Annotated in this window: 16 protein-coding genes; 15 read left to right on the top strand and 1 reads right to left on the bottom strand. The window is 52.6% G+C overall.

Annotated elements, in window-relative coordinates:
• The first annotated feature begins 3 nt into the window (after window positions 1-3).
• The 9 genes from MHI43_RS18845 to MHI43_RS18805 all read left to right on the top strand — a co-directional run bounded on the left by MHI43_RS18845 (window position 4) and on the right by MHI43_RS18805 (window position 10,704).
• A complete protein-coding gene (locus tag MHI43_RS18845; RefSeq protein ID WP_036660903.1) occupies window positions 4-1,836 on the top strand; it encodes a sensor histidine kinase in 1,833 nt (610 codons plus the stop codon).
• Window positions 1,829-2,827, top strand: a complete 999-nt coding sequence (locus tag MHI43_RS18840) for a substrate-binding domain-containing protein (protein ID WP_036660902.1) — start codon at window positions 1,829-1,831, stop codon at window positions 2,825-2,827. Before MHI43_RS18845 ends, MHI43_RS18840 begins: the two co-directional genes overlap by 8 nt.
• Window positions 2,828-2,999: 172 nt before the next feature.
• Window positions 3,000-4,052, top strand: a complete 1,053-nt coding sequence (locus tag MHI43_RS18835) for a galactose ABC transporter substrate-binding protein (RefSeq protein ID WP_009596029.1) — start codon at window positions 3,000-3,002, stop codon at window positions 4,050-4,052.
• Window positions 4,053-4,145: 93 nt separating this feature from the next.
• Window positions 4,146-5,702: a sugar ABC transporter ATP-binding protein gene (locus MHI43_RS18830; RefSeq protein WP_081746271.1), complete on the top strand. Its 1,557-nt coding sequence runs from the start codon at window positions 4,146-4,148 to the stop codon at window positions 5,700-5,702.
• Entirely contained in the window at window positions 5,680-6,699 is a 1,020-nt protein-coding gene (gene mglC / locus MHI43_RS18825; RefSeq protein WP_015735909.1) for a galactose/methyl galactoside ABC transporter permease MglC, read from the top strand. Before MHI43_RS18830 ends, mglC begins: the two co-directional genes overlap by 23 nt.
• Window positions 6,700-6,865: 166 nt before the next feature.
• Window positions 6,866-7,939 carry a Gfo/Idh/MocA family oxidoreductase gene (locus tag MHI43_RS18820; RefSeq protein ID WP_015735908.1) on the top strand — a complete coding sequence of 358 codons (1,074 nt, stop codon included), beginning with the start codon at window positions 6,866-6,868 and terminating at the stop codon, window positions 7,937-7,939.
• A 3-nt stretch (window positions 7,940-7,942) separates the two neighbouring features.
• A complete protein-coding gene (locus tag MHI43_RS18815; protein ID WP_036661046.1) occupies window positions 7,943-8,776 on the top strand; it encodes a sugar phosphate isomerase/epimerase in 834 nt (277 codons plus the stop codon).
• A gap of 153 nt (window positions 8,777-8,929) precedes the next feature.
• On the top strand, window positions 8,930-9,622 hold the full coding sequence (locus MHI43_RS18810) for a response regulator transcription factor (RefSeq protein ID WP_036660898.1): 693 nt from the start codon (window positions 8,930-8,932) through the stop codon (window positions 9,620-9,622).
• On the top strand, window positions 9,619-10,704 hold the full coding sequence (locus tag MHI43_RS18805) for an ATP-binding protein (RefSeq protein WP_036660896.1): 1,086 nt from the start codon (window positions 9,619-9,621) through the stop codon (window positions 10,702-10,704). Before MHI43_RS18810 ends, MHI43_RS18805 begins: the two co-directional genes overlap by 4 nt.
• Before the next feature lie 18 nt (window positions 10,705-10,722).
• Here MHI43_RS18805 and MHI43_RS18800 read toward each other — a convergent pair whose 3' ends face one another.
• Window positions 10,723-11,916: a glycoside hydrolase family 88 protein gene (locus MHI43_RS18800; RefSeq protein ID WP_036660895.1), complete on the bottom strand. Its 1,194-nt coding sequence runs from the start codon at window positions 11,914-11,916 to the stop codon at window positions 10,723-10,725.
• Between the two features lie 271 nt (window positions 11,917-12,187).
• On the opposite strand from MHI43_RS18800, the gene MHI43_RS18795 reads away from it, so the two are divergent.
• The 6 genes from MHI43_RS18795 (at window position 12,188) to MHI43_RS18770 (ending at window position 18,961) form a co-directional block, all read left to right on the top strand.
• Window positions 12,188-12,370, top strand: coding sequence for a tautomerase family protein (locus MHI43_RS18795; RefSeq protein ID WP_009590941.1), 183 nt, complete (start codon window positions 12,188-12,190; stop codon window positions 12,368-12,370).
• A 6-nt stretch (window positions 12,371-12,376) separates the two neighbouring features.
• Window positions 12,377-13,339, top strand: coding sequence for an ABC transporter permease subunit (locus MHI43_RS18790; RefSeq protein ID WP_015735902.1), 963 nt, complete (start codon window positions 12,377-12,379; stop codon window positions 13,337-13,339).
• A gap of 18 nt (window positions 13,340-13,357) precedes the next feature.
• Window positions 13,358-14,230, top strand: coding sequence for a carbohydrate ABC transporter permease (locus tag MHI43_RS18785; RefSeq protein WP_036660892.1), 873 nt, complete (start codon window positions 13,358-13,360; stop codon window positions 14,228-14,230).
• Window positions 14,231-14,355: 125 nt separating this feature from the next.
• Entirely contained in the window at window positions 14,356-15,933 is a 1,578-nt protein-coding gene (locus MHI43_RS18780; RefSeq protein ID WP_036660890.1) for an extracellular solute-binding protein, read from the top strand.
• Window positions 15,934-16,025: 92 nt separating this feature from the next.
• Entirely contained in the window at window positions 16,026-17,093 is a 1,068-nt protein-coding gene (locus tag MHI43_RS18775) for a response regulator (RefSeq protein WP_341283146.1), read from the top strand.
• The gene (locus MHI43_RS18770; protein ID WP_015735898.1) at window positions 17,090-18,961 is read left to right on the top strand and encodes a sensor histidine kinase; all 1,872 of its coding nucleotides are present in this window, start codon (window positions 17,090-17,092) and stop codon (window positions 18,959-18,961) included. Before MHI43_RS18775 ends, MHI43_RS18770 begins: the two co-directional genes overlap by 4 nt.
• Window positions 18,962-18,968: the final 7 nt, after the last annotated feature.

Genomic DNA, 18,968 nt, shown 5'->3' with positions numbered 1-18,968 from the left:
TCGGTGAAAATCACGTATACGAAGCGATACTCGGTCCTACCTTTTGTTCAACGATGGGTTAAGCGATTCCGGGCGCACAGCATTCAATCCATCATCATGTGGTCCTTCTCGGCGTTCATTCTGCTCATTGTGATTGTGGTAGCCGTACTGCTCTTCAATAAATTCTCACGATCGGCAGAGCAAAGCGTATTCCTGAATGCCCAGCAAATCGTGGACCAGGTTAGCTATAATCTCGAGGATTACGTGGACGGGATGGCGCAGCTGTATCGGGCGATCGAGGAAAATATGCTGGCAGACGGGCAGTGGGACGATGAACAGGTGACAAAACAACTCGATACGATCATGCGAAGCCGTGATGACATCGTCTCTATCGCTTTGTTTAATGATCAGGGCGACATGCTGCGGAACCACCCGGCTATTCCGGTCAAGCCCAGCGCCAAGGTGACGGAACAGAGCTGGTTTCACTCGGCCATGAGAGTCTCCGACCATCTGAGCTTCTCGCTGCCCCATGTTCAGAATTTATACGACCAAACGTTTGAATGGGTCGTCACGATGAGCAAAGGCATTACGGTCGTTCATGACGGGGAGCCGATGTACGTCATTCTGCTGGTGGATATCAACTTCAAGAAGATCGACGAGTTGAGCAGCCGCATCAGTCTGGGGAAGCGCGGGTATGCGTACATCATCGACGAAGGAGCGGGAAATATCGTGTACCATCCACAGCAGCAATTAATCTACATGGGGCTTCGGAATGAGAGCGTTGAGCGGGCGCTGACCTCCTCGGAGAGCTACATTGATGAATCGGATGGGGTCAAGCGGCTCAATACGGTCAAATCGGTCGTCAACATAGGCTGGAAAATCGTGGGCGTATCCTATTTGGATGAGATCATGACCACAAGGGAAGAGGTCAACCGTTATTTGGTCCGGGTGGTTGCCATTGTCTTGGTGCTGGCCATCGCGGTATCCCTGATTCTTTCGGCCATGCTCACCCGGCCCATCCGCCGCATGGGCAGAACGATGAAAGCCGTGGAACAGGGCGATTTCGACGTGGAGCTCCCGTTGCAGGGGCCGCTTGAAGTAGTGCAGCTGTCCAGCCGTTTCAACCTGATGCTGAATAAGATCCGGCAGCTCATGAAACAGATTGTGAAGGAGCAGGAATCGAAGCGTAAATATGAGCTGGAAGCCTTGCAGGCCCAGATCAACCCTCATTTTTTGTACAACACCCTGAATTCGGTTGTTCGCATGGTAGGAATGAGCAAGAAGGAGGAGGTCATTACGATGATTACTTCCTTGTCGAAGCTGTTTCGCTTGAGCTTGAGCAAAGGGAAGACATCGATAAGCGTCCGGGAAGAGCTGGAGCACGCACGGCATTATTTGACCATACAACAGATGAGATATAAACAGAAATTCGATTTTGCGATCGAAGCGGACGAAGCCGCGCTATCCTGTTACACCCTCAAGCTGGTGCTTCAGCCCTTAATCGAGAATGCCATCGTGCACGGCATCGAGTATATGGTGGATCAGGGGCATATTCGCATAGGGGCAGCCGTAAAAGGCGAATTGTTGGAAATGACGGTTACGGATAACGGGGTAGGGATGACACCCGAGATGGTTGAAGGGATCTTGGACGCTAAAGAGACGCCTCATAACCCTGTTCAATTTATCAATACGGCCGGTTCCGGCGTAGCCGTTCGAAATGTTCATGACCGAATTCGTCTGTATTACGGCAAACGGTACGGGCTGGAATTCGAGAGCGAGCAGGAGGCGGGCACTACCGTTCGCATACGGATTCCGGTCATTCACGATATGGACGAGGAGGGACGCGAGCATGATTAGAACTTTTCGGCCGCTGCGGTTACCGATTGGACCTAGGGGCTTTTTCGCTGCACTCGTCGCTGTCCTGATCCTCTTAACATCGTGCTCATCCGATACGGACCCGGATGAGGAGCCCGAGCTTCGACATATTGCCCTTGTGGCTCCCGTACACGCCGAAGAGCAGGGAGATGCGATCCGTTTAGGCGCCGAAGCGGCCGCCAAGGAAAACGGATTGGCGCTCGATTATGTTTCCCTGGAGCCTAGCGACGATGAGGCGGAGCAGCTGCAGGCCGCTTTGAAGATGTTGGAGAAGGGCGCCTCCGCGATCTTGATCGACCCGGCATCGGAGGCAGTGCTGCAGGAATTAGGCGATAAGGCAGCGGCAGCGGGTACCCCCGTGATTGCATTGAATGATGAACGAATGACCACAGGCATCTTATCCGCGATCGTGATCAATAATGAAGCTGCCGGACGCAAGGCGGGCGAGCAGCTGGCCGACTTGCTTGAAGGTCGGGGTACAGTAGCCATCCTGCGTTCCGACATGGAGGACCCCGACTTGATCGCCCGCGAAGAGGGAGCCAAACGGGTATGGTCAGATATCGGCGGAATTGAAATAGCGGGCGGCGCGGCTTGCGGCAAACGCGAGGATGCATGCTGGCAGGCCGCCAAACAGCTGCTGGATCAGGGCGCCGTCGACGGAATTCTGGCACTCGATATCCAGGCTTCCTTGGGAGCGGCTAAAGAAGTCGCAAGGCGGAAGGTTCAAGGTGAGATCAAGATTGTCACCTTCGGCAGCGATCTGGGACAGCTTCAGCTTCTTCAGGATGGCGTCCTTCATAAACTCGTGGTACAGAACGGCTTCAGCACGGGCTACTTGGGCGTAGAGCAGGCTGTGAAGGTCATGGACGGTTCGAGATATGATAAGCCGATCGTGCTTGAGACCAAGGTGATTGATGCCGACAATATGTTCTGGATGGATAATCAGAAGGTGCTGTTTCCATTTGTGAAGTAAGGAAGTCACATAAGCAAACCGATAAAGTGATGAGAATTTTGCTAGAAATCAGGAGGATTTTGAATTCGAATATCAGGGTCATTCCGGCATAATGGCGGTAGTCAGTGAGATACGGCTTCGGAGTGCCGCAGCCAGCACTGAAATATCGAATGAATCAGGGAGGTCAACCCAAGTGAAGAAAAAATGGCTGTTTGTCCTTATGGCAGGCATGATGCTCACCACGGCGGCATGCAACAACGGCGGGAGCAGTTCAACCGGCAGCGATAGCACGGGCGGCGACGCGGCAGGCGGCAGCACGCCTCAAGTCGGGGTGGCGATTTACAAGTTCGACGATACCTTTATGACAGGCGTTCGGAATGCGATGTCCGATGCAGCGAATGGCGTAGCCAAACTGGATATCGTGGATAGTCAAAATGCGCAGCCGACCCAGAATGAGAAAATTGATCTGTTTATCTCGAAAAAATACAGCTCCATGATTATCAACCCCGTGGATCGCACGGCAGCGGGCGTCATTATCGACAAGGCGAAAACCGCCAATACGCCGGTGGTTTTCCTGAATCGGGAGCCGATCGCGGAAGACATGAACAAATGGGATAAGGTTTATTACGTAGGGGCGAAGGCGGAGGAATCCGGCACGATCTCCGGACAGCTGATCGTCGATTATTGGAAAGCGAATCCGAAGGCAGACAAGAACGGGGACGGCAAACTGCAGTATGTGCTGCTGCAGGGGGAGCCGGGCCATCAGGATGCCGAGCTGCGGACCAAATTCTCCGTTCAGGCGATTCAAGACGCCGGCATTGAAGTGGAAGCGCTTGCGGTGGATACCGCCATGTGGGACCGCGTGAAAGGACAGGAGAAGATGCAAACCTTCCTCGCGTCCCATGGCGACAAGATTGAAGCGGTGCTGGCCAACAATGACGATATGGCGCTTGGAGCGATTGAGGCATTGAAAGCGGCAGGTTACTTCAGCGGCGACAAGTACATGCCGGTCGTGGGCGTCGATGCGACGGCTCCCGCCGTCCAGGCGCTGGAAGACGGAACCCTTCTCGGAACCGTGCTTAACGACGCCAAGAGCCAGGGCAAAGCTTCCGTTGCCATTGCGGCCGCGCTTTCCAAAGGGGAAACGCCGAACAAGGAGAATACCGGCTTTGATATAACCGACGGTAAATACGTGTGGATCGCCTACAAAAAAATAACGAAGGACAATATCGCCGACGCGAAATAATGGCAGGGTTATAAGAAGGGGCAGCGGCTCATCGTAGCGTTGTCCCTTTATATTGGACTCTTTTGGCCCGGAAAAGCGAAGGAGGTATTCAAAGTGGCGGAATCGTATGTGCTGGAGATGCGGAATATATCGAAGGCGTTTCCAGGCGTTCAGGCATTAAGCGACGTAACGTTCAAGGTAAGACCCGGAACCGTGCATGCGCTCATGGGCGAGAACGGAGCCGGCAAATCAACGCTGATGAAATGTTTGTTCGGCATCTACAAGCCTGATGAAGGCGACATTTACTTAAACGGCGACAAAGTCGCCATCAACAGCTCCAAGGATGCATTAAATCACGGAATATCCATGATTCATCAGGAGCTTCATCCCGTGCCGCACCGCAATGTGATGGAGAATATATGGCTGGGGAGATTTCCGATGACGGGCTTCTGGCCCTTGAAATTCGTGAACGAGAAACAGATGGCAGCGGACACGCTCCGGCTGTTCCGCGAGCTTGATATCGATATTGACCCCAGAGCAAGAACAGGAGCGCTTTCGGTGTCCAAGATCCAATCGCTTGAGATTGTCAAAGCGGTGTCCTATCACTCCAAAGTGATCGTAATGGACGAACCGACCTCATCTCTGACCGGGAACGAGGTGGAGCATCTGTTCAGCATCATGAACAGGCTGCGGTCGCAGGGCGTGTCCATCGTCTACATCTCGCACAAAATGGAAGAAATTCTGCGCATATCCGATGATGTCACGATCATGCGGGACGGGAAGTACGTGGGAACCTGGCAAGCAGGAGAATTGACGACCGATTTGATCATTACCCGCATGGTGGGGCGGGATTTGACGGAGCGCTATCCTGAACGGACGAACATTCCGGGCGAAACCCGGATGCAGGTCCGCCAATTAAGCTCCACTAATCCGAAGTCGTTTCAGAATGTATCCTTCGAGCTGAGAAAGGGCGAGATTCTGGGCATTGGCGGCCTTGTCGGCGCTCAGCGCACGGAATTGGTTGAGGCTCTCTTCGGGCTTCGTCCGGTGGCCTCCGGAACCATATCGATTAACGGGAAACCAGTGAAGATCAAGTCGCCTTCCGATGCGAAGAAAAACAACATGGCACTGCTGACGGAGGAGCGTAGAGTCACCGGCATATTCCCGGTACTCTCGGTCTACGAGAATACGGTCATTGCCAATCTTCGAAGGTATCAGAATTGGGCGTTCCTGCTGAATGAACGCAGAGGCATCGAGGATGCGCGAACGAACGTGGAGAAGCTGAGAACCAAGACGCCATCGGTCAATACCCAGATTCGAAATCTGTCGGGCGGGAACCAGCAGAAGGTGCTGCTGGCGAGATGGCTGCTAACGGAGCCCGAGATCCTGCTGCTGGATGAGCCGACCCGCGGGATCGATGTGGGCGCCAAGTTCGAGATTTATTCCATCATTACGCAGCTGGCGACGCAAGGGAAGAGCATCATTATGATTTCCTCCGAAATGCCCGAGCTGCTCGGAATGTCCGACCGGATCATGGTGATGAGCGAAGGGCGGATGACGGGAATTCTGGAAGGGCAGGAAGCAAGCGAAGAGGAAATCATGCGGCTGGCCGCACAGCAGCGGTCGGCCGATCCGGGAGGGGAAGTCGATGAATTCGCAAGCCATCGTTAAGGTTAAAGATTATTTGGCGCAGCGCGCCATATTCGTAGTATTGATACTGCTCGTCATCGGGATTGCCGTCGCGGATCCCAACTTTCTGGCCTTTTCCACATTGCGGGATATTCTGCAGCAATCCTCGACCAGATTGATCATCGCGCTGGGAGCGGCATTCATTCTGATCACCGGCGGGGTAGACCTTTCCGCAGGTCGCGTCGTAGGCTTAACCGCGGTCGTATCGGCTTCGATGCTGCAAACGGAGGTTTATGCGAACCGCTTTTTCCCGGATTTGCCCCAGGTATCGGTTCTATTGCCGATCCTGATCGGTATCGTAGCGGGGCTTATCGTCGGTCTAATCAATGGCTTCATTGTTGCCAAGCTGCATGTGCCGCCGTTCATAGCGACGCTCGGTACGATGGTCGGGATCTACGGCGTCAATTCCATCTATTTTGATATGGAGCCGAACCAGTCCCAGCCGATCGGCGGCTTACGACCGGATTTTACCGTGTGGGGCAGCGGCTACATCGACTTCGGCGGCGGTTACTCACTCCCTTACATCGTCATCATCGCTATCTTTGTTGCGTTCGTCTGCTGGGTCATCTTCAACAAGACCCGGCTCGGCAAAAACATGTATGCCATTGGCGGCAACGTGCAAGCTGCGCATGTATCGGGGATCAATGTCGCTCGCAATCTCATCGCGATCTACGCTATTTCCGGTGCGCTGTACGGCATCGCCGGCGTGCTGGAGGCTGCAAGAACCGGTGGTGCGACCAACAACTATGGCAACATGTATGAACTGGATGCGATAGCGGCATGCGTGGTCGGAGGCGTATCCACGGCTGGCGGCATCGGCACGGTGCCCGGCGTGATGGCCGGGGTTCTGATCTTCGGCGTTATCAATTACGGGTTAACCTTTATCGGCGTCAGTCCCTATTGGCAATTGATCATCAAAGGCCTTATTATCGTAGCAGCGGTAGCATTTGACATTCGCAAATACATGGCAAAAAAATAAGAGGGAATGCAGCCGCAGGAGTATATCCTGCGGCTTTTGCCATAGATTATAGAATTTATTAGTTTTCAGCGGAGCCGCAGAAAAACTTCCTCTAACAGCGGTCCGTTTCTGAGAAAGTACGTCGATCGGCGTTTTTTCTAAATCATCAACTACAGGAGGTGCTGTCATGGCCGAGAATAGAACGACATTGAATGCAGCCGTGCTGGGCTGCGGCCCCATATCGCAGTACGGACACTTCGAAGCTTGCCGGAGGGCGCGCAATGCACGCCTTTATGCGATATGCGACGTAGCGGAGGATTTGCTGAACCGCATGGCCGAAATCCATCAGCCGGTACGAACCTACAAGGATTATGACAAGATGCTGGCAGATCCCGAGGTGGAAGCTGTCATCATTGGCATCGCGGATCAATTTCACGTGAAAGCCGCCCTTAAAGCCATCGAAGCAGGAAAACATGTTCTCGTGGAGAAGCCGCTTGGCGTCACCGTAGAAGAGTGTGAGGAATTGCAGCGGAGAGCAAGGGATTCCGGTTGTGTTGTCCAAATCGGAAACATGAAACGCTTTGATCCCGGCATCGCTTATGCCAAACGGTTTATTGATCAAGAGATGGGGGAGATGCTCGCCCTGAAAGCATGGTACTGCGATTCCACCTACCGGTATACGGTCACCGAAAACGTGCAGCCGCTGGTGCGGCTTAGTCCGAATGCCCTGAGGCCGGAAGGTAATCCGAAGCTCGATAAGCTGCGTTATTACATGCTGACGCATGGCAGCCATCTGGTGGATACGGCCCGCTTTTTAGGGGGGGACCTGGTGAGCGTGACGGCCTGGAATACGCAGAAGTTCGGCGCATATAACTGGTTCGTCACGGTTCAGTTTGCATCGGGCGCTGTAGGGCATCTGGATCTTACGGTCGCCGTCCGGATGGACTGGCATGAAGGCTTTCAAATTTACGGTGAACACGGAAGCGTTGTTGGCAAGACCTACAATCCGTGGCTCTTCAAGTCAAGCGACGTCGAGGTGTTCTCCTCGCGCGACGGTTGTTATCACAGGCCGCTAGGCGAAGATGCGCATTTCTTCAAGCTGCAGGTTGAAGGATTCGCGGATACGATTCTGGAGCAGGCACCCATGCGAGGAGCCAATCTGGATGACGGAGTAGCGGCCATGCGCGCGATGGCGGCGATTGCCAGATCCGTTGAGAGCGGCAAGACGGTAAAGCTGGCTGAAGTATCGGGAGGCGTATGAGTGATGAAATTGGGCATATTCTCCAAGACGTTTGAGAGGCCGACACTGGAAGAAAACTTGGACGCTGTCATAGCAACCGGATTGGAGGTCATCCAGTTCAATCTTTCCTCCGCCGCTCTTTCGTCGCTGCCGGAGGCCGTCGATCTGGGGACCGCGGCACATATTCAAGCTGCGTGCGAGAATCGGCATCTTCATATGGCGGCCATATCCGGGACCTTTAATATGATCCACCCCGATCAGGAGAAACGGCAGCATGACATTCGCCGGTTTCGCCATTTGGCAGCGATGTGCCATTTCATGGGGACGTCCGTCATCACCCTGTGCACGGGAACGAGGGATCCAATCGATATGTGGAGAAGACATCCGGACAACGATTCGCCGGAGGCATGGGATGATCTGCTGAGCACCATGGAGGTTCTGGTGAATATAGCAGAGGAATACGGGCTTGAGTTGGCCATTGAACCCGAGCAGGCCAATGTGATCAGCGATGCCGTCAAAGCCAAACAGCTGCTGGATACAATGCGTTCTCCGCGGTTAAAGGTGGTACTGGACGCAGCGAATTTGTTCAATCCGAACGACGGTAAGCCTTTGACTGATGTAGTAGATCAAGCGCTGTCACTGCTCGGTGAACATGTTATTATCGCTCATGCCAAGGATTATTCGACCGTAGATGGGTTCCGGTATAGGGCTGCCGGGACCGGAGAACTGGATTATGAAGCATACATTCAACTTCTGCGCGCTTATCGTTTTAACGGACCGCTGATTCTTCATGGCTTGCACGAACAGCAGGTGCCGCAAAGCGTCTCTTATCTGAAGTCTCTTATAAATGCCACGTGATGAAACGACAGGCTACCATGAAGCCCAAGAAACGCATGGGCTTCATGGACCATCTTGTTGATCCTCATGGAATCTTCACAAGTTTCAGTTACAATGGAGACTTATGTTACAGTTGACTTGTACTGATGAAGGATTCTATAAGGAGATACCGGAATGAAAACCATATTAATCGTGGATGATGAACCGAATATTCGAGAAGTTCTTGTATCTTATTTGAACAAAGAACGTTACTTGACGCTGGAAGCGGCGAACGGTGCCGAGGCATTCGATTGCCTGCGAGGACAAGCCGTGGACCTTGTCCTATTGGACCTCATGCTGCCGGATATGGACGGTGAACGGATATGCAAGGAAATTCGAACGTTTAGCTCGGTCCCCATCGTGATGTTAACGGCTAAGGTGGCTCAGAGCAGCCGGATCGGCGGATTTGCGATCGGAGCCGATGATTACATCGTGAAGCCGTTCGACCCTCGGGAAGTCGTGGCAAGGGTCAAGGCTGTCTTGAGGCGGGGGGATGACAGCAAGCTGCTCGCGGACGTCATTGTGTATGATGAAGGCGCATTGGTCATCCATTCCATGAAGCATGAGGTCACCAGCCATGGACAAATCGTGAATTTGACGCCGAGCGAATATAAACTGCTGCTGCTGTTGGCCAAATACCCGCAGCGGAACTTCTCTCGCGAGGAACTGGTCGACCGGGTATTAGGCTACGATTTCATCGGCGACATCCGCATCATCGATCAGCATATAAAGAATCTGCGTCAAAAGATTGAATCCGACCCAAAGCAGCCGAAATATATCCTCACCGTTTACGGATTCGGCTATCGCTTCGGAGGTGACGGGGCTTGAAGCATCGGCTTGACCTGAGACTCGCCGCCATCATTATCAGCATCACGGCAGGGATCCTGATCGTGTTTACCTTGATCAACATCGTGACGAACCATTACCATATCGCGATGTACCAGCAGCAGTCCAGCGGGCACAGCGGAATGGATGAGCTGAACTACCATTTGGAGCAGGCGCAGATGCAATCGATTATCTTAACCTGCCTGTTATCGATTGCCATAGCCTCCATAATAGGAATCTATGTAGCAAGAAGGATATCGGCCCCCCTCGTCCAGATGAAGCGGGCGGCAGAAATGATGACGCAGGGAAATTGGGATATCCGCGTGGCAGCCGGAGGGTACGATGAAATTGCGGGGCTTGGTGCTTCGCTGAATGAGCTTGCAGTGCAGCTGCAGAAACAGGAGTTGCTTCGCAGGAACATGACGCAAGATATCGCGCATGAACTCCGAACGCCGCTAACCACCTTAAAGAGTCACACCCGTGCACTCGAGGACGGGGTATGGGAGCCGACTGCAGACCGTTTCCGCACCTGCTTGGATGAAATCGACCGTTTGATTCAGCTCGTCACGGAGCTGGAGGAGCTGCACGATATGGAATCCCCGGAGTTTCAGCTGTCCCGGTCCGAGCAGGATCTGAGCCATATTATGGAGAGAGCCGTCATGTTGGCGAAGGCGATGTATCATGAAAAAGAAGTGAGTTTGCAATATGCCGGCAGTTCGTCGATCGCAGTCGAGGTGGATCCAGACCGGATGCACCAGATTCTGATCAATGTGTTAAGCAATGCCTTGCACTACACCCCGTCCGGCGGTTCGGTGCAAGCCGATCTCGTGGACGAAGGGGCCGATGCCCTGATTCGAATTCGGGATTCGGGACAGGGCATCTCCCAAACCGATCTGCCGTATATATTCGAAAGGCTGTATCGGGGCGATAAGTCGAGGAATCGGTTAAGCGGCGGAAGCGGAATGGGGCTGGCCATCGTCAAGCAGCTGGTTTCCGCTCATGGCGGCCACGTGTGGGCCGAAAGCGGAGATGAGCATGTTGGCGGCAGCTGCTTCTATATTCGGATTCCGAAAAAGAATGAATAAACACGACAAAAAACCGGATCAGAAGATCCGGTTTTTCCATCCCATTAGCTTGGCTGCGCTCTCAACATAATAATAATCGCCATAGATGAGCGAGACGTTTATATTTTGTCCGGCAGGCAGATGCCCTGTGGCTTCTTTCAGTATGCCTTCATAATCCGGGTCATCCCATTCGGCGTAACGGTTCGTCAAAGAGTCGATGATACGCAAGGCACTACTGCGGTACAGAGCGCTTTCGGCTTGCGGGACGAGGTCCGCGATTTCAAGCAGCCCGGATGCGGCGCAGGATGCCGCGGATGTATCCCTTGGCACCGGTGCCATTGGGGATGTTTCCGTCCCGTCATGATCGGGGGATTCCAAATCCTTGCGCTCCGCCCGAAAATCCCAAAGCGGAATGGAATCTTCCTCAAGGGAAGCCACAAAGAAATGAGCGACTCGCTTGGCAGCGTCGAGATACCGAATATCGCCGGTATACCGATAGGTGTTCGCCATCCCGTGCAAAGCCCAGGCTGCTCCCCGGCTCCAGGCCGATTCCGGTCCAAAGCCTTGCCCTCCAAGCGATTCCATATATTCGCCCGTCAACGGGTCAAACCGGCAGATGTGCCGAACCGAGCCGTCGGGTCTAATGAAATGTTCAGCAACCGTATTGGCTTGCTCTCTGGCGATATGAGCGAATCTCGGATCGCCGCTCTCCTCGGAAGCCCAGAACAAGAGGGAGAGATTCATGGTGGAATCGATGATGGACCAGCCTTCGTTTCCGTGGTTCCACGAGGTAGGCTTCACCTGATTCCAAGCGCGAATGAATCTGCCGACGGGGTTATACCTTCCTGCGAGCAGGGTAGCCGCCAACAATCCTCTCCGCCTGGCATCCGGATCGCCGGTCAGTTTATATTTGATGACGGCCGTCGGCAGAAATTGAAAACCTACATCGTGATGAAAGTTACTGTCTCCGATCAGCGCCTCTTCAAGCCGAATATCCCATTCCCAAGCCCATTCCTTATACTGCGGCTGCTTGGTCATATCATACATCATCCATAGCATCCCCGGCCAAAAACCGGAGGTCCACCAATCGATCCGGGTGGAATCATAGATCCCGTTCTTTGTGGCATGGGGAACTTTGCCTTGGAGCTGACCCGTCATACGCGTTACTTTCTTTTCGAGTTTTCCCCATAACGACGCATAGGTCGTTACCTCTTCCTTCACTTGTCCGTTCATCGCTAACCTCCCATAACTGATGGCATCGAGCGGCCCGTGTTTGCATCTGCTTGGCATCTGCTTTGAACCATTGTTCCACAGAACGCTTCGAATTTCTAGACCAGCCGTTTAAAAACTGTTGAAATCACAAGCCGAACTTAAAAAAACACAAGCCGCCGATCCACCTAAAAAAAACACAAAGGAACCGATCTTCCTCCATTGCTGCCCGGTCATGAAAACCTATAGGATAAGGATATTCATCACATCCATTTCCTAAGGAGGCGATCAGCCGATGCCGCAAATTACGATTAAAATGTACGAAGGACGCACGGATGAGCAGAAGAACGAAATCGTTGACGTTTTTACAAAGGAGCTGTCGCGGATCATTGACCGGGAGCCTGAATTTATCAGCATCCGGTTTGACGAAATTCCGATAGATGACAACGCACCGGCCCATTTGAGAAACAAGAGGTGATGACAGATGGCCGAGCCAAACAAAGCAGCGGTAAGCCCGATTCTGGAGGGAAAGCTTGATAAACGGAGAAAGCTGCTCGGATTCATGTGGAAATATAGGGCGCTGTACTTCATATCGCTGCCGGGACTGCTGTTCTTCGCATTGTTCAAATATGTTCCGTTAATGGGCTCCGTGATCGCATTCCAGAACTACAATTTGTTTGCGGGCGTAACGGGAAGTCCCTGGGTGGGCCTTGAGCACTTTGGGCGAATGTTCCAGCACTATGATTTTCTGAAAATTCTGCGCAATACGCTTCTGCTGGGTACGTATGACATTCTGTTTGCTTTTACGGCCCCCATCGTCCTGGCTTTATTGCTGAATGAGGTTCGCCAGGTCGTTTACAAGAAAATTGTCCAGACGATATTCTATGCGCCGCATTTTCTGTCATGGGTTATTGTAAGCGGTATCTTTGTGGGCATCCTGTCTCCATCATCGGGGATCGTGAACGTGGTGCTCGGGTGGTTCGGCATCGAACCGATCTATTTCCTAGGCGAAGATTCCTACATTCGAACGGTATTGGTGGGCTCCGGATTATGGAGAGATGTCGGCTGGGGAACCATCATCTATCTGGCGGCGCTCGCAGGCATCAATCCGGATCTCTACGAAGCCTCCGAAATCGACGGAGCGGGGAGATGGCGCCAAACCCTAAGCATTACCCTGCCAGCGCTGCTTCCCGTGATAACGATCCTGTTCCTGCTCAAGATCGGGGATTTCATGGATTACGGGTTTGAACGCGTGTTCGTGTTTCAGAACCCGCTTAACATCCAGTCCAGCGAAATTTTGGACACATATATTTACAAAGCCGGCTTGCAGCAGCTTCAGTACAGTTATGCCACCGCCATCGGGGTGTTCAAGTCCGTTGTCGGCTTGTTCCTGATCGCCATTGCAAACACCATCAGCAAGAAAGCGACCGGCGAGTCGCTGTATTAGAGGGGAGTGACCACCAACGTGAAATATGACAGTGCAGGCAGAAAAATGTTTCTTGTATTGAACTATATCATCCTTACCTTTCTTGCACTCACCATGCTGCTCCCATTCCTAAATGTCATTGCCCAGTCGTTCAGCAGCCCGGGCGCTATCGATCGCGGAGAAGTGATGTTCTGGCCGGTGGAATTCACCTTTGCATACTATAAGCATGTATTCAACGATGTTTCCATCTGGAGGGCATTCGGGATCAGCGTCTATATTACGATATTCGGAACCTTCATCAATCTGGCAGCAACCGCTTCGCTGGCGTACCCGCTCTCCAGGCCCGAATACGTCGGCAGAAAAACCATCATGATAATCATCCTGTTGACCATGATTTTTACGGCACCACTCATCCCGCAATTCATTCTGATGCGCGAGCTGAATCTCGTCAACACGCTGTGGTCCTTGATGCTGCCATCGGCGATCAGCGCATTCAACCTGTTTGTGCTTCGCACGTTTTTCACCCAAATTCCGGGCGAACTGATCGATTCGTCCCGAATCGACGGATGCAGCGAGGTCCGTACCCTGTGGAGCATCGTGCTTCCGTTATCCAAGCCGGCGCTGGCGACGGTAGGGATATTCTATTCCGTAACGAATTGGAACAAATATATGGATGCCCTTTACTATATCAATGACCGCAGCAAGTATCCGCTCCAGGTAAAATTGAGGGAACTTCTGGTGAACGAGGGCCTGACCGATACGGGCAACATGGCGTTCGAAGCAAGCTCCCAGTCCGTGCAGGGCATTCAGATGGCGGTTATTCTGGTAGCCACGCTGCCCATCATTCTCTTGTATCCGTTTCTGCAGCGCTTCTTCATTCACGGGATGATGATCGGGTCGATCAAAGAATAGCCCTAAAAAAACGACAAACCGAGCCAAAGACATTCCTTGTTCCCGCCCAGACGGCTCTCTATACTGATAATAAGTTTGAAAGCGCTATTATAAGCGACTATATTAGCTTGAAAAGAGGGGTATTCATGAGAAAAAGCTGGACACGTGCGCTTACGTCAGGTCTTGTACTGGCCATGCTCGTCGGCTGTGCGGGCAATAATGGCGGAGGCGGAGGAGCCAACGCCGGGGGCGACGGCCAAGGCGGGAATGAAGCGGGAGCCACGAAATTTTCCATTTCGATGCGGACGCTTAACGTTTCCTACGTTGAGAAGAATCCGGATATCAACCAGGATAAGTACGTGCTGGAGCTAGAGAAAATGACGAATACGGACCTCGATATCCGTCTCATTCCGCATAACGAATATCAGGATAAAATGGTGCAGATGTTCGCAACGAACGACATACCGGATGTGGTGCAGGGAACTGGCGGAATCAGCGGTCCCGAGCTGGCGGGTGCCGTGGAGAACGGAGTCTTTCTTCCGCTCAACGACCTGCTGCAGGAGCATGGGCAGGACCTGCTTAAGTTTATCCCCGAGGAAGCCTGGAAGCGGATGACGGATTCCAAGACGGGCAATATCTATGGGATTCCCGAAATCCTGTCCAATCCGTCCAGACGGGCCACATGGATTCGGACCGACCTGCTGGAAAAGGTAGGCAAGGAGATCCCGACGACGGTGGAAGAGACGATGGATGTTCTGCGCGCGTTCAAGGAAGCCGGGGTGGAGCAGCCTTATGCGGGACGTCAGAATTTCAAATATGCCGATACCTTCTTCGGAGCCTATGACGTGCTGGGTTACCTGAACCAATTCAAGGTGTTCCCGGACGGGCAAGTAAAACCAACCTTTTTTGATGAAGAAAATATGAAGCAGGCGATTCAGATCTATAAGACGATGCATGAGGAAGGATTGATCAGCAAGGAATTCGCGACCATTGAAAGCGCGGATTTCAAATCCATCGTCACGAGCGGCAAAGCCGGCATGTGGTCTATGAATGCCAACGAGCTTCCGATCTGGGGAACCCAGCTGAAGGAGAATGTGCCGGACGCGAAAGTGGCGCTGATTCCTTCGCCTGTAGGACCTGACGGTAAAGGGGGATATGCCCATTATAATCCGGTCACGCGTTCCTTCTTCATCAACGCGAAGGCGAAGGACAAAGCGGAGGATATCGTGAAGTTCTTCAACTGGATGGTCAGTGAGGACGCGGAATTGTTCTTCAGCTTCGGCATCGAGGGCGAGGATTATCAGGTGACCGACGGAAAGCCGGTCTTCGAGGTGCCGACGGACGCGGCAGGCGCGGATAAGATGCGTTATTTGAACTACTGGCTGTGGCTGGTGCAGGACACAACGTACAACAAACGCGTGTCCGAATTGTCCGATTCCGGCAAAGAGCTGATTGATGCTTTTGATAACATGTTATCGACTGAGGGCCGCCGCGGAATAGAATTCGACCCGAGACTGGAGGCGATGGTGAAATATCCGGAGCTGAATCCGAAATCGGATGAACTGCCTCCGCTGATTCTGGAGCACGTGCTCCGCATGGTATACGGAAGGGAGCCGATCGATAACTACGGCAAGGTGCTCGAGGAGTATCTGTCGAAGGGCGGTAAAGAGATTATTGAGGAAGCCACAAAACGATACAACGAAAAAGAAAACGCTTTCGAATAGGCGGGGCATGTTTTAGTATAGTGTTGAAGAATGACTCCTCTGCTTGTCCAAGCAGAGGAGTATCTTGCTAAAGCTAAACTACTCTCGCTGTTTTGAAAGGGGAATGGGTGATGTACCGCATTCTGGTCGTTGATGATGAACCTATGATAAGGATGGGCTTGGCGAAACTGATCACGCAGACGGATCCGGCCATGATTCAAGCGGAAACGGCCGGAAACGGCATGGAAGCATTGGAAGCGATCCAGACGGCACGACCGGACTTCATATTTACGGATATCAAGATGCCCAAGATGGACGGCTTGGAGTTAAGCAAGCAGTTATATGAAACATACGGCGATATCACGGTCGTTGTCATCTCCGGTTACGGCGATTTCGAATACGCCCAGAAATGCATGTCGTATGGGGTTAAGGAATATCTGCTCAAGCCCGTGACCAAATCGGTGGTACATAACACCATGAACAAATTGATGGCGGATCGAAAATCCATGCAGGAGAAGCAGCGGTTCTATTTTCCGCTTTCCAAGCTGGAGGATTGGCTGGAGCAGCTCGAGCTGGCCGTATGGCATTTGCAAATGAACGATATCCAGATGAAGCTGCAGGAAATCGAGGATTATTGCAATGAGCGCCGGTTCGAATCGATCCAGCTTCAGGAGCTGCTGGATGAGCTGTACGCGAAATTGATCAAGCAGTTAAACGGCAGGGACGTATATTCGTTCGAACGCATGACAGGAATATCGGGGCCTGCGCCCGGAGGGAACCATCATTATTTCGAGAGATTTCGTCTGGCCGTGAATCAGACGGTGAAGCTCATACGCGAGAAGAGAAAAGGAAATGCGAAGGAGCCTGTAGAGGAAGCGAAAGCCTATATCGAGCGCAACTTGTCCCGCGATCTCTCACTGGATGAGGTGGCCGACATGCTTGGACTCAACCCGTCGTATTTCAGCCAGCTGTTCAAGCAGATGACGGACGAGACCTTTGTCCATTACCGGATCAAGAAACGAATGGAGAAGGCGAAGAAGCTCCTTGCCATTCCGCATTATAAAATAACGGACATTTCGTTCGAAGTGGGGTATGCGGATCATCCCCATTTTACCAAAACCTTTAAGAAGGTCACCGGTTACACCCCTTCCGAATACCGGGAGATGCTGGGGATCGAATGATGCGGAAGAGCCTGTCCCGTCAAATCTTCCTGTACTTCTTCATCGTCGTGATGTTCTCGCTTACCACGGTCGGCGTCTTCTTCTACATGAAATCATCCGAAGCGATTGACGAGCAGGTCGAGAAGTATATGACCACCGTCATCACGAACGCCGCAAGGCAAACGGATAATCAGCTGAAAATGTTCGAGCGGATCAGCAATACGATTTTGCTGCAGGATTCGGTGAAACGATTTTTGGATATGGACCCCAGCGACAGTTACGAGCATTACCGGTTCACCCATCTCATCCGAAAGGATGTCTTTCAGAAGATTTTCATTCAATACCCCACGCAGACCCATATGATGTATATTCTGGGGTTCCATGGCCGTTCGATTTTCGATCAGAACCAGAATTTCTCCGCCATGTCGATCGATCCGTCGGACCGACTTCGTGAATTGACGGAGAAGACGCCGGGGAACGGGGAGATCGTCATCTTGAAGACCAGCCTGCTGGAACAGGATCGCGACAACGTCATTACGGTTGCCCGCAAAATCCGTGGAATGAATTCCTACGACGTCAAAGGCGTGCTTGCAGTAGAATTCAACGAAGACCAGCTGTCGGGTTTATGGAATGGCGTCGACCTGGGGGAACAGGGTTTCTTTTTCATCCTGGATCGTGAAGGCGAGGTCGTTTATGCCCCAGAGCACGTGGATATGGAGGGAATCACGACCACGGACCTGCCGAAGCGCATTATCGCCAAGGGCGATCATCGCTTCATTGAACCGGTATTAGGCGAGAAAGCGATGATCATCTCGCGCCAGTCCGAATATTCGGGCTGGAGCCTCGTCATTATGATGCCGCTGGATGAGCTCCGGGCGCCGATTTCGGGCATCCGCTCCACCACCATTATCGTAGGCTTTGTCACCTTGTTCATTGCGCTCGTTCTGGCATACAGATTCGGGAAATCGATCGTGAATCCGATCCGCAATTTGAAGAACGGGATGAGGCAGACGGAGAAGGGGAACTGGACGCACATCACCGACGTGAAACCGCGCGAGGATGAAATCGGGGGATTGATCCACAGCTACAATCTCATGGTCAGCCGGTTGTCCGACATGATCGAGCAGGTATACGACACGGAGCTCCACAATCAGAAGACGCAGCTGGAGCTGCAGGACATCCAGCTGGAGCGCCAGCGTGCCGAGTTTCAGGCGCTTCAATTGCAGATCAATCCGCATTTTTTGTACAACACGCTGGAAACGATCAACTGTTACGCGATCGTTCAGGATTCGGACGAAATTTCGGACATGGTGGAGGCCATGGCTTTCATGCTTCGATATTCCATTCAGACCAATCTGGAGGAAATCACGATTGCCAACGAGCTGAACCATGTGCGGCATTACATGATGATCTTGAAGCATCGGATCGGGCGCGATTTTGAGATCGAGGTGGCAACGCCGCCCGAGCTCCTGTTGGAGAAGATGGTCAGGCTCTCCCTGCAGCCGATTGTGGAGAATATTTTCCAGCATGCCTTTCCGGAAGGAATCGAGGCGTGGCACTACATTCGGATTGATACGAGAGTCGACGGAGACAATTTGCTGGTCATTGTCGAGGACAACGGGGCAGGCATTGCGGACCATAAGCTTCATAAACTGCGCAAAAGGCTCGAGGAAAACCGCCTGGTCGATGATGAAGAGGGGAAACGCGCCAGGCGCAGAGGCGGCATCGGCATCGTGAACGTCCATCGCCGAATTCAGATGGTTTACGGCGAAGCGTACGGGATAACGGTTCATAGTTCGCCGAGTCAAGGCACAAGCATCGTCATGACGATGCCGCGAATGGAAAGAAAATGTGAGCAAGAAAACAGGCTGAAACAGCTGCAAACCTAATCAGGAG

The organism is Paenibacillus sp. FSL H8-0457, from assembly GCF_038051935.1.
GTDB lineage: Bacteria > Bacillota > Bacilli > Paenibacillales > Paenibacillaceae > Paenibacillus_AQ > Paenibacillus_AQ lautus_A.
The sequence above is the reverse complement of the archived record's forward strand: the minus strand, read 5'-3'. Positions and strand labels throughout refer to the sequence as shown.